Origin of the sequence: Mycobacterium sp. (assembly GCF_002863225.1) — a bacterium.
GTDB lineage: Bacteria > Actinomycetota > Actinomycetes > Mycobacteriales > Mycobacteriaceae > Mycobacterium.
Genome location: NZ_PKEK01000051.1, coordinates 188,507 through 211,674, shown reverse-complemented (window position 1 = coordinate 211,674; position 23,168 = coordinate 188,507). Strand labels below are relative to the sequence as shown.

Sequence of the window (23,168 nt, the reverse complement as noted above, 5' to 3'; positions counted from 1 at the left end):
GAACGTCTCCGACGAGGTGCTGGCTGACCTCGACGAGCGCGGCATCGTCCGCATCGGCGCCGAGGTCCGCGACGGCGACATCCTGGTCGGCAAGGTCACCCCGAAGGGTGAGACCGAGCTGACTCCGGAGGAGCGGCTGCTCCGCGCGATCTTCGGTGAGAAGGCCCGCGAAGTCCGCGACACGTCGCTGAAGGTGCCGCACGGTGAGTCCGGCAAGGTCATCGGCATCCGGGTGTTCTCCCGCGAGGACGACGACGAGCTGCCCGCCGGTGTCAACGAGCTGGTTCGCGTCTACGTCGCGCAGAAGCGCAAGATCTCCGACGGTGACAAGCTGGCCGGACGCCACGGCAACAAGGGCGTCATCGGCAAGATCCTGCCCGCCGAGGACATGCCGTTCATGCCTGACGGAACGCCGGTCGACATCATCCTGAACACGCACGGTGTGCCGCGACGGATGAACATCGGCCAGATCCTGGAAACCCACCTCGGGTGGGTCGCCAAGGCCGGCTGGAACATCGAAGGATCGCCCGAATGGGCGGCCGGCCTGCCTGCGGATCTGCACACCTCCGAGCCGGACGCGATCGTCGCCACCCCGGTGTTCGACGGCGCCAAAGAGGCTGAGCTGCAAGGGCTTCTGGGCTCGACGCTGCCCAACCGCGACGGCGAAGTGATGGTGAACGCAGACGGCAAGGCGCGGCTGTTCGACGGCCGCAGTGGCGAGCCGTTCCCGTACCCGGTGACCGTCGGCTACATGTACATCATGAAGCTGCACCACCTGGTGGACGACAAGATCCACGCCCGTTCCACCGGCCCGTACTCGATGATCACCCAGCAGCCGTTGGGTGGTAAGGCGCAGTTCGGTGGACAGCGATTCGGTGAGATGGAGTGCTGGGCCATGCAGGCCTACGGTGCGGCGTACACGCTGCAGGAGCTCTTGACCATCAAGTCCGACGACACCGTCGGCCGGGTCAAGGTCTACGAGGCAATCGTCAAGGGCGAGAACATCCCCGAGCCGGGCATTCCCGAGTCGTTCAAGGTGCTTCTCAAGGAGCTGCAGTCGCTGTGCCTCAACGTCGAGGTGCTCTCCAGCGACGGTGCCGCCATCGAGATGCGCGACGGCGACGACGAAGACCTGGAGCGCGCTGCGGCGAACCTGGGAATCAACTTGTCGCGCAACGAGTCTGCATCCGTCGAGGACTTGGCCTAATCGGTGAGCGCTTGCGCGAGCCGGCCATTCACAGTGGTTTCGATTTCTAATCCCGCAAGGGGAAAGGGAGTTACGTGTTAGACGTCAACTTCTTCGATGAACTCCGTATCGGCCTGGCCACAGCGGAGGACATCCGTAACTGGTCCTTCGGTGAGGTCAAAAAGCCGGAGACGATCAACTACCGCACCTTGAAGCCGGAGAAGGACGGCCTGTTCTGCGAGAAGATCTTCGGACCGACTCGCGACTGGGAGTGCTACTGCGGCAAGTACAAGCGCGTCCGCTTCAAGGGCATCATCTGTGAGCGCTGTGGCGTCGAGGTGACTCGCGCCAAGGTGCGTCGTGAGCGGATGGGCCACATCGAGCTGGCCGCGCCGGTCACCCACATCTGGTACTTCAAGGGCGTGCCCTCGCGCTTGGGTTACCTGCTCGACCTGGCGCCCAAGGATCTCGAGAAGATCATCTACTTCGCGGCCTACGTGATCACCGCGGTCGACGACGAGATGCGGCACAACGAGCTGTCGACTCTCGAGGCCGAGATGGTGGTCGAGCGCAAGGCGATCGAGGACCAGCGCGACAGCGACCTCGAGACGCGGGCGCAGAAGCTGGAAGCCGACCTCGCCGAGTTGGAGGCCGAGGGCGCGAAAGCCGATGCGCGGCGCAAGGTTCGCGACGGTGGCGAGCGCGAGATGCGCCAGCTCCGCGACCGGACCCAGCGTGAGCTGGACCGGCTGGAGGAGATCTGGACGACGTTCACCAAGCTGGCTCCCAAGCAGCTGATCGTCGACGAGAACCTCTACCGCGAGCTGATCGACCGCTACGGCGAGTACTTCACCGGCGCCATGGGCGCGGAGTCGATCCAGAAGCTGATCGAGACCTTCGACATCGACGCCGAGGCCGAGAACCTTCGTGACGTGATCAAGAACGGCAAGGGGCAGAAGAAGCTCCGCGCCCTCAAGCGTCTGAAAGTCGTTGCGGCATTCCAGCAGTCGGGCAACTCGCCGATGGGCATGGTGCTCGATGCCGTTCCGGTGATCCCGCCGGAGCTGCGTCCGATGGTGCAGCTGGATGGTGGCCGCTTCGCGACCTCCGACCTCAACGACCTGTATCGCCGCGTGATCAACCGCAACAACCGACTCAAGAGGCTGATCGACCTCGGCGCGCCCGAGATCATCGTCAACAACGAGAAGCGGATGCTGCAGGAGTCGGTCGACGCGCTGTTCGACAACGGCCGTCGCGGACGTCCGGTCACCGGACCGGGTAACCGCCCGCTGAAGTCGCTGTCCGACCTGCTGAAGGGTAAGCAGGGCCGGTTCCGGCAGAACCTGCTCGGTAAGCGTGTCGACTACTCGGGACGTTCGGTCATCGTGGTCGGCCCGCAGCTCAAGCTGCACCAGTGCGGCCTGCCCAAGCTGATGGCCCTCGAGCTGTTCAAGCCGTTCGTGATGAAGCGACTGGTCGACCTGAACCACGCGCAGAACATCAAGAGCGCCAAGCGGATGGTCGAGCGTCAGCGTCCCCAGGTGTGGGATGTCCTCGAAGAGGTCATCGCCGAGCACCCGGTGTTGCTGAACCGTGCACCGACGCTGCACCGGCTGGGTATCCAGGCTTTCGAGCCGCAGCTGGTGGAGGGCAAGGCCATTCAGCTGCACCCGTTGGTGTGTGAGGCGTTCAACGCCGACTTCGACGGTGACCAGATGGCCGTGCACCTGCCGCTGAGCGCCGAGGCGCAGGCCGAGGCCCGCATCCTGATGCTGTCGTCGAACAACATCCTGTCGCCGGCCTCGGGTCGCCCGCTGGCCATGCCGCGACTGGACATGGTGACCGGGTTGTACTTCCTGACCACCGAGATCGCCGGCGACCAGGGCGAATACACCCCTGCCGCCAAGGATCAGCCGGAGTCCGGTGTGTACGCCTCGCCGGCCGAGGCCATCATGGCGATGGACCGCGGTGCGCTCAGCGTGCGCGCCAAGATCAAGGTCCGGCTGACGCAGCTGCGTCCGCCGGCCGAGATCGAGGCTGAGCAGTTCGGTCAGAACGGTTGGCAGCCAGGCGATCCCTGGATCGCCGAGACGACGCTGGGCCGCGTGCTCTTCAACGAGCTGTTGCCCGTCGGTTACCCGTTCGTGGACAAGCAGATGCACAAGAAGGTGCAGGCCGCGATCATCAACGACCTGGCCGAGCGCTATCCGATGATCGTGGTGGCGCAGACCGTCGACAAGCTCAAAGACGCCGGCTTCCACTGGGCCACCCGTTCGGGTGTCACGGTGTCCATGGCCGACGTTCTGGTGCCGCCGAACAAGGCCGAGATCCTGGATGCCTACGAAGGTCGGGCCGACAAGGTCGAAAAGCAGTTCCAGCGTGGTGCTTTGAACAAGGACGAGCGCAACGAGGCCTTGGTCGAGATCTGGAAGGAAGCCACCGACGAGGTTGGTAACGCACTCGAGGCGCACTATCCGGAGGACAACCCGATCATCACGATCGTGAAGTCCGGAGCGACCGGTAACCTCACCCAGACGCGGACCCTGGCCGGCATGAAGGGCCTGGTGACAAACCCGAAGGGTGAGTTCATCCCGCGCCCGATCAAGTCGTCCTTCCGTGAGGGCCTGACGGTGTTGGAGTACTTCATCAACACCCACGGTGCCCGAAAGGGCTTGGCGGACACCGCACTTCGTACCGCCGACTCGGGTTACCTGACCCGTCGTCTGGTCGACGTGTCGCAGGACGTCATCGTCCGCGAGACCGACTGTGGTACCGAGCGTGGCATCCTGGTCGACCTGGCCGAGGCCGGGCCGGACGGCACGCTGATCCGCGATCCGCACATCGAAACCTCGGCGTACGCCCGAACCCTGGGTTCGGATGCGAGCGACGAGGCGGGCAACGTCATCGTCGCTCGCGGCGAGGATCTGGGCGATCCGCAGATCGAGGCTCTGCTGGCGGCCGGCGTCACACAGGTCAAGGTCCGCTCGGTGCTGACCTGCACCACCGGTACCGGTGTGTGTGCGACCTGCTACGGACGTTCGATGGCCACCGGCAAGCTGGTCGACATCGGTGAGGCCGTGGGTATCGTTGCGGCACAGTCGATTGGTGAGCCCGGCACGCAGCTGACGATGCGTACCTTCCACCAGGGTGGTGTCGGTGAGGACATCACCGGCGGTCTGCCCCGGGTGCAGGAGCTGTTCGAGGCCCGGGTGCCACGTGGCAAGGCGCCCATCGCCGACGTCACCGGACGGGTGCGTCTGGAGGACGGCGAGCGCTTCTACAAGATCACCATCGTTCCGGACGACGGCGGCGAAGAGGTTGTCTACGACAAGCTTTCGAAGCGTCAGCGGCTGCGGGTGTTCAAGCACGAGGACGGTTCCGAGCGACTGCTCACCGATGGCGACCACGTCGAGGTGGGTCAGCAGCTGATGGAAGGCTCGGCCGACCCGCACGAGGTGCTGCGTGTGCAGGGCCCCCGCGAGGTTCAGATCCACCTGACCAAGGAGGTCCAGGAGGTCTACCGCGCCCAGGGTGTGTCGATTCACGACAAGCACATCGAGGTGATCGTCCGGCAGATGCTGCGCCGGGTGACCATCATCGACTCGGGCTCGACGGAGTTCCTGCCCGGTTCGCTGATCGAGCGTGCGAGTTTCGAGGCGGAGAACCGTCGCGTGGTCGCCGAGAGTGGCGAGCCCGCGGCCGGACGTCCGGTGCTGATGGGTATCACCAAGGCGTCGCTGGCCACCGACTCGTGGCTGTCGGCGGCGTCGTTCCAGGAGACCACCCGCGTGCTGACCGATGCGGCGATCAACTGCCGCAGCGACAAGCTGCAGGGTCTGAAGGAAAACGTGATCATCGGAAAGCTGATCCCGGCCGGTACCGGCATCAACCGGTACCGCAACATCCAGGTGCAGCCGACCGAGGAAGCCCGCGCTGCGGCGTACACGATCCCGTCCTACGAGGATCAGTACTACAGCCCGGACTTCGGCCAGGCGACCGGAGCCGCGGTTCCGCTGGACGACTACGGATACTCCGACTACCGGTAACACTTCGATAGCGCCCCGCTATCGGCGCACAACGGGAAAGCCCCGGGCTTCGGCTCGGGGCTTTTTCGCGCGCCGACGTACCGCCGAGTGCCCGGCCAGCCGCACGCCGGGAGGTGGGCGCCCGGCTGGCAGGGCGCTCGAGCCCGTCGGCGGCGCTCACTAGACTGGCCGACGTGCTCATCGGTTCACACATCAGCCCGCAGGATCCGCTGGCCACCGCTGCCGCCGAGAACGCCGACGTCGTACAGATCTTTCTCGGCAACCCGCAGAGCTGGAAGGCCCCCGAACCGCGTGAGGACGCGGCGGAACTCAAGGCCGCGGCCCTGCCGATATACGTGCACGCCCCGTATCTGATCAACGTCGCCTCGGCGAACAACCGAGTGCGGATCCCGTCGCGCAAGATCCTGCAGCAGACCTGTGACGCTGCCGCCGAGATCGGAGCCGCTGCGATCATCGTGCACGGTGGGCACGTCGCCGAGGACGACGATCTCGACGAGGGCTTCTTGCGCTGGCGTAAGGCACTCGATCAACTCGAGACGAAAGTCCCTGTCTACCTTGAGAACACGGCGGGCGGCGACCACGCGATGGCCCGTCACTTCGACACCATCGCGCGGCTGTGGGACCACATCGGCGACGCCGGTGTCGGGTTCTGCCTCGATACCTGCCACGCCTGGGCGGCGGGGGAGGGCCTGATCGATGCCGTCGACCGGATCAAGGCCATCACCGGTCGCATCGACCTGGTGCACTGCAACGACTCCAAGGACTCGGCCGGCTCGGGTCGCGACCGGCACGCGAATTTCGGCACCGGACAGATCGATCCCGAGCTGCTGGTGGCGGTGGTCAAAGCCGCCGACGCACCGGTGATCTGCGAGACGGCCGAAGAGGGCCGCAAGGACGACATTGCTTTCCTGCGGGAGAAGACGGGCGCCTGAGATGCGTCATCGGTTCGCGATGCTGCTCGGTGTCGTACTGCTGCTCGCCGGGTGTGCAGTACTACACCCCAAGCCACCGTCGGGCTTCGTCGACGGCGCCAGCATCCACACCATCGGCGTGGCCGGGCACGACCGGGTCTATCGGTTGCACAAGCCGACCGGGCTGACGGGTCCGGCCAGCCTGGTGGTCGTGCTGCACGGTGGCTTCGGCAGCGCCGAGCAGGCCGAAAGAACCTACGGCTGGGATCAATTGGCCGACTCGGCGAAATTTGTCGCGGTGTATCCCGATGGCGTCAAACGGGCGTGGAACGTCAACGGCGGTGGCTGTTGCGGCCGGCCGGCCCAAGAGAACATCGACGACGTCGGCTTCATCAGCGCGGTGGTTGCGGACGTGTCCAAACACGTCGGTATCGACGCCTCGCGGGTGTACGCGACCGGTATGAGCAACGGCGGCATCATGTCGTACACGCTGGCGTGCACCACCACGCTGTTCGCCGCGATCGGGCCGGTCGCCGGCACGCAGTTGGATCCATGCCGGACTCCCCATCCGGTCTCGGTGATGGCGATCCACGGCACCGCCGATCCCATGGTCCCTTACGGTGGCGGTCCCGGCCACGGGTTCGCCCGCATCGACGGGCCACCGGTTCCCGAGCTGAATGCGTTGTGGCGCAAGCTCGATGACTGCCGGCCGCCGACCGAGACGACCGACGGCCAGGTCACCACATCGGCTGCCGCGTGTGCGCAGGGCCGCGGTGTCGCACTGGTGACCATCGCCGACGGCGGACACCGCTGGCCGGACTTCGCCGCCGCCAAGCTCTGGGAGTTCTTCGCAGCTCACCGCCGCTGAGCATTACACCTCTTGTGCGGTTGTAGGAAATATGTAACATTGGCGACATGCCAGATACTCATGTCGTCAGTAATCAGGTGCCGCCGCTCGAGGAGCACAACCCGGCGTCCTCACCGGTGCTGATCGAGGCACTGATTCGCGAGGGCGGGCAGTGGGGCTTGGACGAGGTGACCGCGGTGGGCGCGATCTCCGGCTCGCGGCAGACCCAGCGCTGGGGCGAGTTGGCGCAGCGCAACCGGCCGATCCTGCGGACCCACGACCGCTACGGCAACCGAATCGACGAGGTCGAGTTCGACCCGTCATACCACGAGCTGATGCACCTCGCGATCGAGCACGGAATGCATGGCGCGCCGTGGGCTGACGACCGCCCGGGAGCGCACGTGGTGCGCGCGGCCAAGACCAGCGTCTGGACCGCAGAGCCCGGTCATGTGTGCCCGATCTCGATGACCTACGCGGTCGTCCCAGCGCTGCGCTTCAACCCCGAGCTCGCCGCCACCTACGAACCGCTGCTCACCAGTCGTGTCTACGACCCTGAATTGAAGCTTGCGACAACCAAACTCGGCATCACCGCCGGCATGTCGATGACCGAGAAGCAGGGTGGCTCCGACGTCCGCGCCGGCAACACCGAGGCCGTCGCCAATGGCGACGGCACTTACCGGCTGACCGGCCACAAGTGGTTCACCTCGGCGCCGATGTGCGACATCTTCCTGGTGCTCGCACAAGCACCCGGCGGCCTGTCCTGCTTCTTCCTGCCGCGCGTGCTGCCCGACGGCAGCCTCAACCGGATGCGCCTGCAGCGGCTGAAGGACAAGCTCGGCAACAACGCCAACGCCTCCAGCGAGGTCGAGTACGACGGCGCCACCGCGTGGCTGGTCGGCGAGGAAGGTCGCGGTGTTCCGACCATCATCGAGATGGTCAATCTCACCCGGCTCGACTGCACACTGGGCAGCGCCACCAGCATGCGCACCGGACTCACCCACGCCGTTCACCATGCCCAGCACCGCAAGGCATTTGGCGAATATCTGATCGACCAGCCGTTGATGCGCAACGTGCTGGCCGACCTTGCCGTCGAAGCCGAAGCCGCCACCATGGTGGCGATGCGGATGGCCGGTGCCACCGACAACGCCGTGCGCGGCGACGAGACCGAGACCCTGCTGCGGCGCATCGGCCTGGCCGCCAGCAAGTACTGGGTGTGCAAGCGCGCGACACCGCACGCCGCCGAAGCCATGGAATGCCTGGGCGGCAACGGCTATGTGGAGGAGTCCGGCATGCCGCGGCTCTACCGCGAGGCGCCGCTGATGGGAATCTGGGAAGGCTCCGGCAACGTGAGTGCGTTGGACACCCTGCGCGCCATGGCAACTCGGCCGGAATGCATCGAGGTGCTGTTCGGCGAGCTGGCCAAGAGCGCGGGCCAGGACGCCCGGCTGGACCGCCACGTCGAGCAGCTGCGGCCGCAGCTCGGCGACCTGGAGACGATTCAATACCGCGCCCGCAAGGTCGCCGAAGACATCTGCCTGGCGCTGCAGGGATCGCTGCTGGTGCGGCACGGACACCCGGCCGTCGCCGAGGCGTTCCTGGCCACCCGGCTGGAAGGCCGGTGGGGTGGCGCTTTCGGCACCATGCCCGCCGGGTTGGATCTCGCGCCCATCATCGAGCGTGCTCTGGTGAAGGGATGAAACGCGCCAACGACGGTTCGGAGCGTAGCGACGGGGAGGAGTGGCGCCGATGACGCACGCGATCAGGCCGGTCGACTTCGACAACTTGAAGACGATGACCTACGAGGTCACCGATCGGGTTGCACGAATCACGTTCAACCGGCCCGACAAAGGCAATGCGATCATCGCCGACACCCCGCTGGAGCTCTCGGCCCTGGTCGAACGCGCCGACTTGGACCCCAACGTCCACGTGATCCTGGTCTCCGGCCGGGGTGAGGGATTCTGTGCCGGATTCGATCTGAGTGCCTACGCCGACCGGACCGGCTCGGCCGGCGGCACCGGCGCCTACAGCGGAACGTCGCTGGACGGAAAAACTCAGGCGGTCAACCACTTACCGAACCAGCCGTGGGATCCGATGATCGACTACCAGATGATGAGCCGCTTCGTGCGTGGCTTCTCCAGCCTGTTGCACGCGGACAAGCCGACGGTGGCCAAGATCCACGGCTACTGCGTGGCCGGCGGAACGGATATCGCGCTGCACGCCGACCAGGTGATCGCCGCATCCGATGCCAAGATCGGCTACCCGCCCACCCGCGTCTGGGGTGTGCCGGCGGCCGGCATGTGGGCCCACCGACTCGGTGACCAGCGCGCCAAACGCCTTCTGTTGACCGGAGATTGCATCACCGGCGCCCAGGCCGCCGAATGGGGCCTGGCGGTCGAGGCACCAGACCCGAAGGATCTCGACGAGCGGACCGAGCGACTGGTCGAGCGGATCGCCGCCGTCCCGGTGAACCAGCTGATCATGGTCAAGCTGGCACTCAATTCCGCTCTGCTGCAGCAGGGTGTGGCCACCAGCAGAATGGTCAGCACGGTGTTCGACGGTGTCGCGCGCCATACTCCGGAGGGCCATGCATTCGTCGCCGATGCGGTCGAGCACGGCTTCCGCGAGGCGGTCAAACACCGCGACGAGCCGTTCGGCGACTCCGGCCGGCGAGCTTCTCAGGTCTGACCTGATGCCAAACTCGCTGGCCCGCATGACCGCCCGGTCGGTGGTGCTCAGCGTGATGCTCGGTGCGCACCCGGCGCGAGCCAGCGCCGCCGAATTGATCCGGCTCACCGACGACTTCGGCATCAAGGAATCGACGCTGCGAGTGGCGCTCACCCGGATGGTCAGCGCGGGCGATCTGGTGCGCTCGGCCGACGGCTACCGGCTTGCCGATCGGCTGCTGGCCCGTCAGCGCCGGCAGGACGACGCGATGCGGCCCAAGCTGCTGCCCTGGCGCGGAACCTGGACGACGGTGATCGTCACCAGCGTGGGTACCGACGCGCGGACCCGCGCGTCATTGCGAACAACGCTGCACCACAAGCGTTTCGGCGAGCTGCGTGAGGGCGTGTGGATGCGGCCGGACAATCTCGAGCTAGACCTCGACCCCGGCGTCCGTTCACGGGTGCGGATCATCCAGGCCCGCGACGACGACCCGGCCGACCTGGCCAGGCAGCTGTGGGACCTACCGTCCTGGGTGCGCACCGGTGCACAACTGCTCGCGGACATGTCGTGCGCCGACGACGTGCCGGCCCGGTTCGTCACGGCCGCGGCGATGGTGCGCCACCTGCTGACCGACCCGGTGCTGCCCGACGAGCTGCTGCCCGACGAGTGGCCGGGCGTTCGGTTACGGGCCGCTTACAACGACTTCGCCGCCGAACTGCTCGCGCGGCGCGACGACGTCCGACTCATGGAGGCGAGATGAGCGATCCGGTACGCGTCGAACGGCATGGTGCGGTGACCACCGTCATCCTCGACCGGCCCGAAGCGCGCAACGCCGTGAACGGCCCCACCGCCGCGGCCCTGTACGAGGCGTTCGACGATTTCGACAAAGACGAGTCCGCATCGGTGGCGGTGCTGTGGGGTGACCACGGAACCTTCTGCGCCGGAGCCGATTTGAAGGCATTCGGTACACCGGACGCCAACGCTGTCCATCGGACCGGACCCGGGCCGATGGGGCCAAGCCGGATGGTGTTGTCCAAGCCGGTGATCGCCGCGGTCAGCGGTTACGCCGTGGCCGGTGGTCTGGAACTCGCGCTGTGGTGCGACTTGCGGGTCGCCGAGGAGGACGCCGTGTTCGGGGTGTTCTGCCGCCGCTGGGGGGTGCCGCTGATCGACGGTGGCACGATCCGGTTGCCCCGGCTGATCGGGCAGAGCCGGGCAATGGACATGATCCTCACCGGCCGGCCGGTCGACGCCAGTGAGGCGCTGTCGATCGGGCTGGCCAATCGTGTTGTGCCCACAGGCCAGGCGCGCGAGGCTGCCGAGCAGTTGGCCGCCGAACTGGCCGCCCTGCCTCAGCAGTGCCTACGTTCGGACCGGCTCTCAGCCTTGCATCAGTGGGGACTGCCCGAAGCTGAGGCCCTGGACTACGAGTTCGCCAGCATCTCCCGCGTCGCCGCCGAAGCGAACGAAGGAGCAGGACGCTTCGCCGCCGGGGCCGGCCGCCACGGTGCGCAGGCTTAGTATTCCGGCAACGTGAACGACCGCGCGACCGCCAGCGACTGACGGGCCACCAGCCTGCTCACCAGCGGAATGCGCAGCATCCGCAACGCGATGTTGCGCAGCGGGGCGAGCCGGCCGGTGGCGAAGCGCTCGGTTTTCAGCGCGTCGACGGCGCTCTTCTGACACCGGGCGACGTACGGTTCCATCTGCCGCTGGTAGCGATCAAATGCAGCGGCGTAATCGCCACCAGCCGTAAGCAATTCGTGTGCCAGCAGGTACACGCCGACCATCGCGAGGGTGGTACCCATGCCCGACCGGGGCGACGCGCACCAGGCCGCATCGCCGGTCAGGCAGACCCGTCCGCGCGCATAGCAGTCCAGATGGACCTGCGCGATCGAATCGAAGTACACCTCCGAAGTCGCTGCCAGGCCCGCGAGCAGGTGCGGAACCTCCCAGCCCATCCCCGCGTATCGCTGCGCGAACAACCGCTTGTTGCCTTCGGTGTCGCGATAGTCGAATGTCAGGCCGGGGTCGGCGAGGAAGAAACTGGCTCGCGCCGGCTCGTCGGGGTTTATGGCCTGCAGCGCGGCGGTCCGACCCGCGTCGATGTGCGCCACGCCGCAATGATCGAGGTGCCAACGGTTTTCGACGTCGAAGAACCCGAAGCACTGCCCGAGTTGGGTGACGTAGTCTGCCTCGGGGCCGAACACCAACCGGCGCAACCCGGAATGCAGGCCGTCGGCCCCGACGACGAGGTCGTAACTGCCGGTGGTGCCGTCGCTGAAGGTCACCGCCACCCGCTGCCCGTCGTCGTCAACCGCGGTAATACGTTGGCCGAAACGGTAATTCACGTCATTGCGAACGGCCTCGTACAGGATGCGGGTGAGCGTGCCCCAGTGGATCTCCACTTCACCGCTGACCACCTCGGCGGGCAAGCGTCCGACTTCGCGGCCCCGGCTGTCGACCAGTGCCAGCGGTCCCATGCTGGTGGCTTCCGCTCGTACCTGTTCGAGCAGGCCCATCTTGTCGAGCACGGTCAACGCGGGCCCGCGGAAGTCGACGGCTTGGCCGCCGGTACGGAGCTCACGGGCCTGCTCGATGATCGTCACGGTGTGGCAGTGCCGGGTCAGCCAGAAGGCCAGGCTCGGCCCGGCGATACCGCCGCCGCTGATGAGTACGTCGAATGACATTGTCGCGGAGGGCTATCCGGATTTGTTGATGGAGTTCCCGCTGCCGAGGTTGTCGATCTTGGGGTCGCCGTCCTTGTAGCTGATGGTGTTGTTCAACCCGACCACGTTGATCTGGGTGGCGATCTTGTCGATGGTGATCTTGTTGTCGGCCCCGCCGATGCTCACCGTGCCGCAGGTGCCTTTGACGATCAGCGTGTTGTTGGATCCGCCCACGTTGAGCGACTTGCCGTCGCCGCAGTCGAGCGTCGTCGTGGTACCCAGCGACGTGTAGTTGATCGTGTTGCCGATGTCGAACTGCGCACCCGAGCTGCTGGTCGGCGGCGTGGATGTCGACGACGTGGGGGATCCGCTCGACGGCACGGCGCCGTTGTTGCTGCCGTGCGTGCAGCCGGCGATCGCGAGCGCCGCGAGCGCGGACACCGCCACCAGAACGCGAGAGTCGTTGGTGCGCATGCCTTCAGCTCCCCACATGGCTGACGCGATTCGTCATGCCGAGTTCGCGGCCACGGTCCCAGACGACCGGGTCGCCGTTTTTGAAGAAGACCGACTCGTTGGAGCCGTAGACGGTGATGTCGTGGATCACGTTGTCTGCCACCACAGTATGGCCCGACCCCATCACCGATATCGCCCAGCACGTCCCCAGCGCGTTGACGGTGTTCCTGGTGCCGTCTACCAACAGCGTCGCCCCGTTGCAGTCGACAGTCTGCTCGATACCCATCCCGGTGATGTGCGTGTCGCCGTTCTTGGCGAGCCCGCTCGGCGCCCCTGCGGCGGAGGTGAAGGCGATCGCGAGCGCACTGGCGGCCACAGCCCGGCCGGCAATCGACTTGGTCATCGCGGGTTCCTCTCGCCACGGCGTGCGATCTGCTGGAAAAGAGCCTACGTCTCCGCGTCACCGGCAGACTAGAGTTCTTCGTTCCGGGGGAGCGCGGACGACAGTCCGTAGACAAGCCGGCGAATGCAACCGAAGGATGACCGCCATGCCAGCAGAGCCGGAGTCACCGGCCGCGCGGTCCGGCGCGAAGTCCGGGGCCCGGGTGGCCCGGTTGAGTCGCGACATCATCGTCAATGCGGCGCTCACCTTTCTGGACCGCGAGGGCTGGGACGCCCTGACCATCAATGCGCTGGCCACCCAGCTGGGAACCAAGGGCCCGTCGCTCTACAACCACGTCGACAGCCTGGAGGACCTGCGCCGCACAGTGCGGATCCGGGTCATCGACGACATCATCACGATGCTGAACCGGGTCGGCGAGGGCCGTGCGCGCGACGACGCCGTCCTGGTGATGGCCAGCGCCTACCGCAGCTACGCCCACCACCACCCGGGCCGCTACTCGGCCTTCACCCGCATGCCGTTGGGCGTCGGCGACGACCCGGAGTACACCGCCGCAACCCGGGCCGCCGCGACGCCGGTGATCGAGGTGTTGTCGTCTTACGGGCTCGACCTCGAGCAGGCTTTCTATGCGGCACTGGAGTTCTGGTCGGCCATGCACGGCTTCGTGCTGCTGGAGATGACCGGCGTGATGGACGACATCGACACCGATTCGGTGTTCTCGGACATGGTGCTCCGGCTGGCGGCCGGCATCGAGTTGCGCAGCGGATCCGGTGCGCGCGACGCCCCGTGACGCGGGCCGGTAACTTGGTCGGCTGGACGCCGACGTCGTCGCTTTGACCTGCCCGACTAGCGGCGGGTATTGTGGAGCCTCGTGCCTGGCGGTTTTAGGCGCTTCACCTAACGACGCGAACGCCGGGCCAATTCGCATGCCAACCACGCAACGGATTGATTCTGCGGCGGGCGCGTGCGACACACCCGGCCGCGGGGGACCGCGGAAGGGTGAAACTGCACTACAGAGACTTAGCTCCACCAGAATCTGACAGCAACAAAAGAACGAAGTAGGAAGCCGGTAGATGCCAACCATTCAGCAGCTGGTCCGCAAGGGTCGCCGTGACAAGGTCGCGAAGGTCAAGACCGCGGCCCTCAAGGGCAGCCCGCAGCGCCGCGGGGTCTGCACCCGCGTGTACACAACGACCCCGAAGAAGCCGAACTCGGCGCTGCGGAAAGTCGCGCGCGTGAAGCTGACCACGGGTGTCGAGGTCACCGCCTACATCCCGGGCGAGGGTCACAACCTGCAGGAGCACTCGATGGTGCTGGTGCGTGGCGGTCGTGTGAAGGACCTGCCGGGTGTGCGTTACAAGATCATCCGCGGCTCGCTGGACACCCAGGGTGTCAAGTCCCGCAAGCAGGCTCGCAGCCGTTACGGCGCCAAGAAGGAGAAGAGCTAATGCCGCGCAAAGGGCCCGCGCCGAAGCGGCCACTGGTCAACGACCCGGTCTACGGGTCGCAGCTGGTGACCCAGCTGGTCAACAAAGTTCTGCTGGACGGGAAGAAATCGCTGGCCGAGCGCATTGTTTATGGTGCCCTCGAGCAGGCCCGCGAGAAGACCGGTACCGATCCGGTCGTCACCCTCAAGCGTGCGATGGACAACGTGAAGCCCGCACTCGAGGTCCGCAGCCGCCGCGTCGGTGGTGCGACCTACCAGGTGCCCGTCGAGGTGCGCCCGGAGCGGTCGACGACGCTGGCACTGCGCTGGCTGGTCAGCTTCTCCAAGCAGCGCCGGGAAAAGACCATGGTCGAGCGGCTCGCCAACGAGCTGCTGGACGCCAGCAACGGCCTGGGCGCCGCCGTCAAGCGACGCGAGGACGTCCACAAGATGGCCGAGGCAAACCGCGCCTTCGCGCACTACCGCTGGTAGGGACCGCAACGGTCCGAACCGGCGCGACGCCGGGGCGCTGACAGCGAAATAACCAAGCAATCGAAAGAGTGGGAAGACTTCCGTGGCACAGAAGGACGTGCTGACCGACCTCACCAAGGTCCGCAACATCGGAATCATGGCGCACATCGACGCCGGCAAGACGACGACGACCGAGCGCATCCTCTACTACACCGGCATCAGCTACAAGATCGGTGAAGTCCACGACGGCGCCGCCACGATGGACTGGATGGAGCAGGAGCAGGAGCGCGGGATCACCATCACCTCCGCGGCGACCACCTGTTTCTGGAACGACAACCAGATCAACATCATCGACACCCCCGGCCACGTCGACTTCACCGTCGAGGTGGAGCGCAGCCTGCGCGTGCTGGACGGCGCCGTGGCCGTGTTCGACGGCAAAGAAGGTGTCGAGCCGCAGTCCGAGCAGGTCTGGCGGCAGGCCGACAAGTACGACGTCCCGCGGATCTGTTTCGTCAACAAGATGGACAAGATCGGCGCCGACTTCTACTTCTCGGTGAAGACCATGGAAGACCGGCTGGGCGCCAACGTCATTCCGATCCAGCTGCCGGTGGGCTCTGAGGGCGACTTCGAGGGCATCATCGACCTGGTCGAGATGAAGGCCAAGGTCTGGCGGGGCGAGACGAAGCTCGGTGAGACCTACGAGACCATCGACATTCCGGCCGAATTGCAGGAGAAGGCCGACGAGTACCGCGAGAAGCTGCTCGAGGCCGTCGCCGAGACCGACGAGGCCTTGCTGGAGAAGCACTTCGGCGGCGAAGCGCTGACGATCGACGAGATCAAGGGCGCCCTGCGCCAGCTCACCATCAGCTCCGAGGCCTACCTCGTGCTGTGCGGTAGCGCGTTCAAGAACAAGGGCGTGCAGCCAATGCTGGACGCGGTCATCGACTACCTGCCGTCGCCGCTGGACGTGCCGCCCGCCGAGGGTCACGTGCCGGGCAAGGAAGACGAGTTGATCACCCGCAACCCGTCGACCGACGAGCCGTTCTCGGCGCTGGCGTTCAAGGTCGCCACCCACCCGTTCTTCGGCAAGCTGACCTACGTCCGGGTGTACTCGGGCAAGGTCGACTCCGGTAGCCAGGTCATCAACGCCACCAAGGGCAAGAAGGAGCGGCTGGGCAAGCTGTTCCAGATGCACTCCAACAAGGAGAACCCGGTGGAGACCGCCGCGGCGGGTCACATCTACGCCGTCATCGGGCTGAAAGACACCACCACCGGTGACACCCTCTGCGACCCCAACAACCAGATCGTGTTGGAGTCGATGACCTTCCCGGACCCGGTCATCGAGGTCGCCATCGAGCCCAAGACCAAGAGCGACCAGGAGAAGCTGAGCCTTTCCATCCAGAAGCTCGCCGAGGAGGACCCGACCTTCAAGGTGCACCAGGACAACGAGACCGGCCAGACCGTCATCGGCGGTATGGGCGAGCTGCACCTGGACATCCTGGTCGACCGGATGCGTCGCGAGTTCAAGGTTGAAGCCAACGTCGGCAAGCCGCAGGTGGCCTACAAGGAAACCATCAAGCGCACGGTCGACAAGGTCGAGTTCACCCACAAGAAGCAGACCGGCGGCTCGGGTCAGTTCGCCAAGGTCCTCGTCAGCCTCGAACCGTTCAGCGGTGAGGACGGCGCGACCTACGAGTTCGAGAACAAGGTCACCGGTGGTCGCATCCCGCGGGAGTACATCCCGTCGGTCGACGCCGGCGCCCAGGACGCGATGCAGTACGGCGTGCTGGCCGGCTACCCGCTGGTCAACGTCAAGCTGACGCTGCTCGACGGCGCCTACCACGACGTCGACTCGTCGGAGATGGCGTTCAAGATCGCCGGTTCACAGGTGATGAAAAAGGCTGCGGCGCAAGCACAGCCGGTCATCCTGGAGCCCATCATGGCCGTCGAGGTCACTACGCCCGAGGACTACATGGGTGACGTGATCGGCGACCTGAACTCCCGCCGTGGCCAGATCCAGGCCATGGAGGAACGCAGCGGCGCGCGCGTGGTCAAAGCCCACGTGCCGCTGTCGGAGATGTTCGGCTACGTCGGCGACCTGCGGTCGAAGACACAGGGCCGGGCGAACTACTCCATGGTGTTCGACTCCTACGCCGAAGTTCCGGCGAACGTGTCGAAGGAGATCATCGCGAAGGCAACCGGCGAGTGAGCGGCACGAAGGCGACGGCGAGTGAGCGAAGCTCACGAGTGAGGAGCCGAGTAATGCGCACAGAAGCGACGGAGTAATCTTGCCCGGTCACAACCGCGGCACAACGGAAATAACAACACTGCTTTAACAAGCACCAACAAGTCCAGGAGGACACAGAAGTGGCGAAGGCGAAGTTCGAGCGGACGAAGCCGCACGTCAACATCGGGACCATCGGTCACGTTGACCACGGCAAGACCACGTTGACCGCGGCTATCACCAAAGTTCTGCATGACAAGTACCCCGCACTCAACGAGTCGCGTGCGTTCGACCAGATCGACAACGCGCCCGAAGAGCGTCAGCGTGGTATCACGATCAACATCTCCCACGTGGAGTACCAGACCGAGAAGCGTCACTACGCACACGTCGACGCCCCCGGTCACGCTGACTACATCAAGAACATGATCACCGGCGCCGCCCAGATGGACGGCGCGATTCTGGTGGTTGCCGCCACCGACGGCCCGATGCCGCAGACCCGCGAGCACGTGCTGCTGGCCCGCCAGGTCGGTGTGCCCTACATCCTGGTCGCGCTGAACAAGGCCGACATGGTCGACGACGAGGAGCTGCTGGAGCTCGTCGAGCTCGAGGTTCGTGAGCTGCTGGCCGCCCAGGAGTTCGACGAGGACGCACCGGTCATCCAGGTATCGGCGCTCAAGGCCCTCGAGGGTGACCCGAAGTGGGTCGAGTCGGTCGAGAAGCTGATGGACGCGGTCGACGAGTCGATCCCGGACCCGGTCCGTGAGACCGACCTGCCGTTCCTGATGCCCGTCGAGGACGTGTTCACCATCACCGGTCGTGGCACCGTGGTGACCGGCCGTGTCGAGCGTGGCGTGATCAACGTCAACGAAGAGGTCGAGATCGTCGGCATCAAGACGACCAGCGCCAAGACCACCGTCACCGGTGTGGAGATGTTCCGCAAGCTGCTGGACCAGGGCCAGGCCGGTGACAACGTCGGGCTGCTGCTGCGTGGTATCAAGCGTGAGGACGTCGAGCGCGGCCAGGTTGTGATCAAGCCCGGCACCACCACCCCGCACACCGACTTCGAGGGCAGCGTCTACATCCTGTCCAAGGACGAGGGTGGCCGGCACACGCCGTTCTTCAACAACTACCGGCCGCAGTTCTACTTCCGCACCACCGACGTGACCGGTGTCGTGACGTTGCCGGAGGGCACCGAAATGGTGATGCCCGGTGACAACACCGAGATCTCGGTGAAGCTGATCCAGCCTGTCGCCATGGACGACGGCCTGCGGTTCGCGATCCGTGAAGGTGGCCGCACCGTCGGCGCCGGCCGGGTCACCAAGATCCTCAAGTAGTTCGCTCCAACGCCCAACGGCGCTCATCCCTGGTGGATGGGCGCCGTTGCGCATTTACCCGTGTTGACCACCGGTTCGGCACGGACCAATCCATTTCCAATCCCGCGGCGATACGCTGACCGGCGTCATCGGTCGCCGACCCGCGGGAGCACGAATGTTAGCTCGGTACCTCAGGGCCCAACTCATCGTTCTGGTCTGCGGTGGTCTGGTCGGTCCGATATTTCTGATCACCTACTTTGCGCTGCCCAACCTGCTTGGTTCGTTCGGCAGCGAAGCGGACTCGATTGTCGAGCAGAGCACGTCGTGGTTGCTATGGGTCGGGCTGCTGATCACCGTCGTCGACGTGCTGGTCGCGCTCTGGCTGGCGAACCGCGGCGCCCGGGCGTCCGCCAAAATGGCCGCGCTGCAGCAGACCGGCGTGCTCGCCACCGCGCAGATCCAGGGCCTGGCGGAAACCGGTATGCGGATCAACGATCGCCCGGTGATCAAGTTGGACCTGCGAATCACCGGGCCAGGGGGTCGATTTCACCGACCAGAAGCGGGTCACCGTCGACTTCTCCAAGCAGGCAATCGTCACCGCGCGCAAGCTCGTCGCCCTGGTCGACCCCACCACACGTGAGTACGAGATCGACTGGCAGGCAAGCGCATTGATTGCCGGTGTGGTGCCCGCGCAGATCACCGTCAGCGAGGACAACAAGACCTACGATCTGAGTGGTCAGGCAGGTCCGCTGATGGAGATCATGCAGATCTACAAGGCCCACAACCTGCCGCTGGCCGGCACCGTCGACATCCGCAACTACCCGGCCGTGCGCCAGCAGGTACTCGCAGTGGTCCGGCGGGCCGGCGAGGCGCAGCAGCCCTCACCGGTCGGCGGGGGCGTCTCGGACCGCCTCGAGGAGCTGCAGAAACTGCACACCAGCGGCGCCATCTCGGACGCGGAGTACGCCGCGGCACGGCAGAAAATCATCGCCGACCTCTGACCCGGCGGCCGGTGCTTGAACGGCCGATTAGAACACGTTTCAGTTTCGCTGTTAGCCTGATCGACAGTCGGCGAAAGGGGCAGGCGTGTCCGGATCATTGCAGGGGCGGGTTGCATTCATCACCGGTGCGGCGCGCGGCCAGGGCCGCGCCCACGCGGTCCGACTGGCGCGCGAGGGCGCGGACATCATCGCCTCGGATATCTGCGCGCCGGTGTCCGACAGCATCACCTACCCGCCGGCCACCGCGGCGGATCTGGCGGAGACGGTTCGCGCCGTCGAGGCCGAGGGCCGCAAAATCCTGGCCCGTGAGGTTGACATTCGCGACGACGCGGCGCTACGGCAGTTGGTCGCCGACGGTGTCGAGCAGTTCGGCCGCCTCGACATCCTGGTTGCCAATGCCGGTGTGCTCAGTTGGGGACGGGTGTGGGAGCTCACGGACGAGCAGTGGGACAGCGTCATCAGCGTGAATCTGACCGGGACGTTCCAGACGGTCCGCGCGGTAATACCCGCGATGATCAAGGCGGGCAACGGCGGAGCGATCGTCGTGGTCAGTTCGTCGGCCGGGTTGAAGGCCACCCCCGGCAACGGCCACTACGCCGCCTCCAAGCACGGGCTGACCGGTCTGACCAACACCCTGGCAATCGAACTGGGCGAGTACAACATCCGGGTCAACTCCATCCACCCTTACTCGGTCGAAACGCCGATGATCGAACCCGAGCTGATGATGCAGGTGTTCGCCGAGCACCCCCACTTCATCCACAGTTTCGGCCCGATGCCGCTGCAGCCCAACGGGTTCATGGGGGCGGCCGAAGTGTCCGATGTGGTGGCTTGGCTCGTCAGCGACGGGTCGGGCACACTGACCGGAGCGCAGATCCCGGTCGACAAGGGTGTGCTGAAGTACTAGGTCGTCTCAGCCAGGACCTCGGCCAATCGATCGATGGCCCAATCGATTTCGGCCGCGGTGACCACCAGTGGCGGAGCGATCCGCAGTGTCGACCCGTGCGTGTCCTTGACCAGCACCCCACGGTCGGCCAGTCGCAGGCTGAGCTGCTTGCCACTGCCGAGCCTCGGCTCGAGGTCGACACCTGCCCACAGGCCTCGCCCGCGCACCGCGAGCACCCCGTGGCCGATCAGGTCTCGCAGCCGGCCGTGCAGCTGTTCCCCCAGCCGGGTGGACCGCTCCTGGAACTCGCCGCGAGCCAGCATCGACACCACGGTGTGGCCGATCGCCGCGGCAAACGGGTTGCCGCCGAACGTCGAGCCGTGCTCGCCGGGATGCAACACGCCGAGAACGTCGCGGTCGGCCACCACCGCCGACAGCGGTACCACGCCGCCACCGAGTGCCTTTCCGAGCAGATAGATGTCGGGCACCACATCCCAGTGGTCGCAGGCGAAGGTGCGACCGGTGCGGGCCAGACCCGACTGGATCTCGTCGGCGATCATGAGAACGTCGCGGGCAGTGCAGATTTCACGCACCGCCGGTAGGTAGTGCTCGGGCGGCACGATCACGCCGGCCTCGCCCTGGATCGGCTCCAGCAGCACGGCGACAGTGTGTTCGTCGATCGCCTCGGCCAGCGCGGTGGCATCACCGAACGGCACCGAGCGGAAACCCGGTGTGAACGGCCCGAAGCCGACTCGTGCCGTCGGGTCCGAAGAGAAGCTGACGATGCTGATGGTCCGACCGTGAAAGTTGTTGTCGGCAACCACGATGTTGGCCTGGCCGGCCGGCACGCCCTTGACGTCGGTACCCCATTTGCGCGCCACCTTGAGTGCGCTCTCGACTGCTTCTGCGCCACTGTTCATCGGCAACACCATGTCCTTGGCGCACAAGGTCGCCAGTGCCGTACAGAACGTGCCCAGGGCTTCGGCGTGGAACGCACGGCTGACCAGTGTCACGGTGTCGAGTTGGGCATGGGCCGTCGCGGTGATCTCCGGGTTCCGGTGCCCGAAATTGACTGCCGAATACGCCGACAGGCAATCCAGATACTGGCGGCCTTCGACGTCGGTGATCCAACACCCCTGCGCACTGGCGGCAACGACCGGCAGCGGCGAGTAATTGTGTGCGGCGTAACGCTCGTCGATCGCGATCGCCGCTTCGGTCAGCGTGCCGCGACCCAGTGCCGTGCCCATCGCGGTCACGAATACATCTCCAGCGTGCAGCATTTGACCGAGCCGCCGCCCTTGAGTAGCTCCGGCAGGTCGACGCCGATCGGCTCGAATCCGGCGTCGCTGAGCTGAGCGGCGAACCCGGTGGCGGCGGCCGGCAGCACGACGTGGCGACCATCGGAGACCGCGTTGAGCCCGAACGCGTAGGCGTCGGCGCTGTCCACCGCGATCGCGTCGGGGAACAGCGTCTCCAGATGCGCCCGGGAGACATAGGTGAATGCCGGGGGATAGTAGGCGATCGTCCTGTCGTCGAGCACGGTCAGCGCCGTGTCGAGGTGGTAGAACCGCGGGTCCACCAACTCGAGGCTGATCACCCGGCGACCGAAGATCCCCGCGACCTCGCTGTGTGCCCGCAGACTGGATCGGAAACCGTGACCGGCCAGGATGATGTCACCGACTGGCAACAGATCGCCCTGGCCCTCGTTGACCTGCCGGGCATACACCGGATCGAAGCCCTGCGACTGCAGCCATTTGCCGTAGGCCGCCGACTCCTGTTGACGCTCAACATGTTTGAAACGCGCAACCACCGCGGTGCCGTCGATGATCAACCCGCCGTTGGCGGCGTACACCATGTCAGGCAGGCCGGGCACTGGTTCGACCACGTCGACCTGGTGACCCAGAGCCAGGTAGACGTCGTGCAGGCGTTGCCACTGATCGAGGGCGGCGTCCGCGTCGACCGGCGTGGTGGTGTCCATCCAGGGATTGATCGCATAGTCGACCGCAAAGAACCGCGGCGGTGTCATCACGTAATGCCGGAGGCTGGCCCTGCGTGCCGTCGTGTCGCGGCAGGCGGCCGCGTCGGACTCCGCGAAGATAGTCATAAATCAACGGTAAAGCAGCCTTGAGAACAATGTATCGACGAATGTTGCTTGGTTATACTGACTTTATTGCGCCAAATGCTGCATTTTAGAGTTTTGTTGTGGGCGGAGGGCCCGATGGACCGGTTGGACGGCATCGACGAGCAGATTCTGGCTGAGCTCGGCCAGCACGCCCGCGCGACGTTCGCGGAAATCGGTGAGCGGGTGAGGTTGTCGGCGCCGGCGGTCAAGCGGCGCGTCGATCGGATGCTCGACAGCGGGGTGATCCGGGCGTTCACCACGGTCGTCGACCGCAACGCCATCGGCTGGAACACCGAGGCCTACGTCCAGGTCTTCTGTCACGGCCGGATTTCTCCGGACGAGCTGCGGCGGGCGTGGGCTGACATCCCCGAAGTCGTCAGCGCCGCAACGGTAACCGGCACCGCCGATGCCATCCTGCGGGTGCTGGCGCGCGACATGCAGCATTTAGAAGATGCCCTCGAGCGAATCCGCACCAGCGCTGACATCGAGCGCAGCGAAAGTATCGTCGTGCTGTCGAACCTGATCGATCGCTCTCGCGCGCAGGGGTGAGCA

The 23,168-nt window shown here is 65.8% G+C and carries 19 protein-coding genes and 2 pseudogenes; 16 read left to right on the top strand and 5 right to left on the bottom strand.

Annotation, left to right across the window (positions count from 1 at the left end; translation table 11 throughout):
• The 8 genes and pseudogenes from CYU59_RS18210 to CYU59_RS18175 form a co-directional block, all read left to right on the top strand.
• Positions 1-1,207: pseudogene (locus CYU59_RS18210) on the top strand (DNA-directed RNA polymerase subunit beta); the annotation flags it as partial.
• A 74-nt stretch (positions 1,208-1,281) separates the two neighbouring features.
• Positions 1,282-5,232 carry a DNA-directed RNA polymerase subunit beta' gene (locus CYU59_RS18205; protein ID WP_293001159.1) on the top strand — a complete coding sequence of 1,317 codons (3,951 nt, stop codon included), beginning with the start codon at positions 1,282-1,284 and terminating at the stop codon, positions 5,230-5,232.
• Positions 5,233-5,405: 173 nt separating this feature from the next.
• Positions 5,406-6,164 (top strand): deoxyribonuclease IV, encoded by a 759-nt coding sequence (locus tag CYU59_RS18200; protein ID WP_293001157.1) that lies wholly within the window; start codon positions 5,406-5,408, stop codon positions 6,162-6,164.
• 1 nt (position 6,165) lies between these two features.
• On the top strand, positions 6,166-7,011 hold the full coding sequence (locus CYU59_RS18195) for a PHB depolymerase family esterase (RefSeq protein WP_293001156.1): 846 nt from the start codon (positions 6,166-6,168) through the stop codon (positions 7,009-7,011).
• A gap of 47 nt (positions 7,012-7,058) precedes the next feature.
• Positions 7,059-8,687 carry an acyl-CoA dehydrogenase family protein gene (locus CYU59_RS18190; protein WP_293001155.1) on the top strand — a complete coding sequence of 543 codons (1,629 nt, stop codon included), beginning with the start codon at positions 7,059-7,061 and terminating at the stop codon, positions 8,685-8,687.
• A gap of 49 nt (positions 8,688-8,736) precedes the next feature.
• The gene (locus CYU59_RS18185) at positions 8,737-9,675 is read left to right on the top strand and encodes a crotonase/enoyl-CoA hydratase family protein (RefSeq protein ID WP_293001154.1); all 939 of its coding nucleotides are present in this window, start codon (positions 8,737-8,739) and stop codon (positions 9,673-9,675) included.
• 16 nt (positions 9,676-9,691) lie between these two features.
• On the top strand, positions 9,692-10,414 hold the full coding sequence (locus CYU59_RS18180; protein ID WP_293001191.1) for a PaaX family transcriptional regulator C-terminal domain-containing protein: 723 nt from the start codon (positions 9,692-9,694) through the stop codon (positions 10,412-10,414).
• Positions 10,411-11,175, top strand: a complete 765-nt coding sequence (locus CYU59_RS18175) for a crotonase/enoyl-CoA hydratase family protein (protein ID WP_293001152.1) — start codon at positions 10,411-10,413, stop codon at positions 11,173-11,175. The genes CYU59_RS18180 and CYU59_RS18175 overlap by 4 nt, the downstream gene beginning before the upstream one ends.
• Here CYU59_RS18175 and CYU59_RS18170 read toward each other — a convergent pair.
• The 3 genes from CYU59_RS18170 to CYU59_RS18160 are packed head-to-tail and all read right to left on the bottom strand — an operon-like array spanning position 11,172 to position 13,179.
• Positions 11,172-12,344 (bottom strand): FAD-dependent monooxygenase, encoded by a 1,173-nt coding sequence (locus CYU59_RS18170; RefSeq protein WP_293001150.1) that lies wholly within the window; start codon positions 12,342-12,344, stop codon positions 11,172-11,174. The genes CYU59_RS18175 and CYU59_RS18170 overlap by 4 nt on opposite strands.
• A gap of 12 nt (positions 12,345-12,356) precedes the next feature.
• Positions 12,357-12,797, bottom strand: coding sequence for a DUF3060 domain-containing protein (locus CYU59_RS18165; protein ID WP_293001148.1), 441 nt, complete (start codon positions 12,795-12,797; stop codon positions 12,357-12,359).
• A 4-nt stretch (positions 12,798-12,801) separates the two neighbouring features.
• On the bottom strand, positions 12,802-13,179 hold the full coding sequence (locus CYU59_RS18160) for a DUF3060 domain-containing protein (protein WP_293001146.1): 378 nt from the start codon (positions 13,177-13,179) through the stop codon (positions 12,802-12,804).
• A 145-nt stretch (positions 13,180-13,324) separates the two neighbouring features.
• On the opposite strand from CYU59_RS18160, the gene CYU59_RS18155 reads away from it, so the two are divergent.
• From CYU59_RS18155 to CYU59_RS18125, 7 genes and pseudogenes are all read left to right on the top strand, one after another.
• Positions 13,325-13,966 (top strand): TetR/AcrR family transcriptional regulator, encoded by a 642-nt coding sequence (locus CYU59_RS18155; RefSeq protein WP_293001144.1) that lies wholly within the window; start codon positions 13,325-13,327, stop codon positions 13,964-13,966.
• 283 nt (positions 13,967-14,249) lie between these two features.
• Positions 14,250-14,624: a 30S ribosomal protein S12 gene (gene rpsL, locus CYU59_RS18150; protein WP_285187242.1), complete on the top strand. Its 375-nt coding sequence runs from the start codon at positions 14,250-14,252 to the stop codon at positions 14,622-14,624.
• The gene (gene rpsG, locus CYU59_RS18145; protein WP_099037227.1) at positions 14,624-15,094 is read left to right on the top strand and encodes a 30S ribosomal protein S7; all 471 of its coding nucleotides are present in this window, start codon (positions 14,624-14,626) and stop codon (positions 15,092-15,094) included. The genes rpsL and rpsG overlap by 1 nt, the downstream gene beginning before the upstream one ends.
• An 82-nt stretch (positions 15,095-15,176) precedes the next feature.
• Positions 15,177-17,282, top strand: coding sequence for an elongation factor G (fusA, locus tag CYU59_RS18140; protein WP_293001134.1), 2,106 nt, complete (start codon positions 15,177-15,179; stop codon positions 17,280-17,282).
• A gap of 158 nt (positions 17,283-17,440) precedes the next feature.
• Entirely contained in the window at positions 17,441-18,631 is a 1,191-nt protein-coding gene (gene tuf / locus CYU59_RS18135; protein WP_293001132.1) for an elongation factor Tu, read from the top strand.
• A gap of 154 nt (positions 18,632-18,785) precedes the next feature.
• A pseudogene (locus tag CYU59_RS18130) lies at positions 18,786-19,611 on the top strand (SHOCT domain-containing protein).
• Between the two features lie 85 nt (positions 19,612-19,696).
• Positions 19,697-20,515 (top strand): mycofactocin-coupled SDR family oxidoreductase, encoded by an 819-nt coding sequence (locus tag CYU59_RS18125; RefSeq protein WP_293001130.1) that lies wholly within the window; start codon positions 19,697-19,699, stop codon positions 20,513-20,515.
• Here CYU59_RS18125 and rocD read toward each other — a convergent pair.
• Both rocD and ddaH read right to left on the bottom strand, forming a co-directional pair.
• Complete coding sequence (gene rocD / locus CYU59_RS18120) at positions 20,512-21,741, bottom strand: ornithine--oxo-acid transaminase (protein WP_293001189.1); 1,230 nt, start codon at positions 21,739-21,741, stop codon at positions 20,512-20,514. The two genes, CYU59_RS18125 and rocD, sit on opposite strands and share 4 nt — an antisense overlap.
• 5 nt (positions 21,742-21,746) lie before the next feature.
• A complete protein-coding gene (gene ddaH, locus CYU59_RS18115; protein WP_293001128.1) occupies positions 21,747-22,598 on the bottom strand; it encodes a dimethylargininase in 852 nt (283 codons plus the stop codon).
• 114 nt (positions 22,599-22,712) lie between these two features.
• Between ddaH and CYU59_RS18110 the strand changes: the two genes are divergently transcribed.
• Positions 22,713-23,165 carry an Lrp/AsnC family transcriptional regulator gene (locus tag CYU59_RS18110; protein ID WP_293001126.1) on the top strand — a complete coding sequence of 151 codons (453 nt, stop codon included), beginning with the start codon at positions 22,713-22,715 and terminating at the stop codon, positions 23,163-23,165.
• Positions 23,166-23,168: the final 3 nt, after the last annotated feature.

Bases quoted from the DNA above. Each gene is read 5' to 3' on its own strand.
- CYU59_RS18195 (WP_293001156.1), top strand. From the start codon at position 6,166: ATGCGTCATCGGTTCGCGATGCTGCTCGGTGTCGTACTGCTGCTCGCC.
- CYU59_RS18110 (WP_293001126.1), top strand. From the start codon at position 22,713: ATGGACCGGTTGGACGGCATCGACGAGCAGATTCTGGCTGAGCTCGGC.
- CYU59_RS18170 (WP_293001150.1), bottom strand. From the start codon at position 12,344: ATGTCATTCGACGTACTCATCAGCGGCGGCGGTATCGCCGGGCCGAGC.
- CYU59_RS18185 (WP_293001154.1), top strand. From the start codon at position 8,737: ATGACGCACGCGATCAGGCCGGTCGACTTCGACAACTTGAAGACGATG.
- rpsL (WP_285187242.1), top strand. From the start codon at position 14,250: ATGCCAACCATTCAGCAGCTGGTCCGCAAGGGTCGCCGTGACAAGGTC.
- CYU59_RS18190 (WP_293001155.1), top strand. From the start codon at position 7,059: ATGCCAGATACTCATGTCGTCAGTAATCAGGTGCCGCCGCTCGAGGAG.
- rpsG (WP_099037227.1), top strand. From the start codon at position 14,624: ATGCCGCGCAAAGGGCCCGCGCCGAAGCGGCCACTGGTCAACGACCCG.
- CYU59_RS18175 (WP_293001152.1), top strand. From the start codon at position 10,411: ATGAGCGATCCGGTACGCGTCGAACGGCATGGTGCGGTGACCACCGTC.
- CYU59_RS18155 (WP_293001144.1), top strand. From the start codon at position 13,325: ATGCCAGCAGAGCCGGAGTCACCGGCCGCGCGGTCCGGCGCGAAGTCC.
- CYU59_RS18165 (WP_293001148.1), bottom strand. From the start codon at position 12,797: ATGCGCACCAACGACTCTCGCGTTCTGGTGGCGGTGTCCGCGCTCGCG.
- ddaH (WP_293001128.1), bottom strand. From the start codon at position 22,598: ATGACTATCTTCGCGGAGTCCGACGCGGCCGCCTGCCGCGACACGACG.
- rocD (WP_293001189.1), bottom strand. From the start codon at position 21,741: ATGGGCACGGCACTGGGTCGCGGCACGCTGACCGAAGCGGCGATCGCG.
- CYU59_RS18160 (WP_293001146.1), bottom strand. From the start codon at position 13,179: ATGACCAAGTCGATTGCCGGCCGGGCTGTGGCCGCCAGTGCGCTCGCG.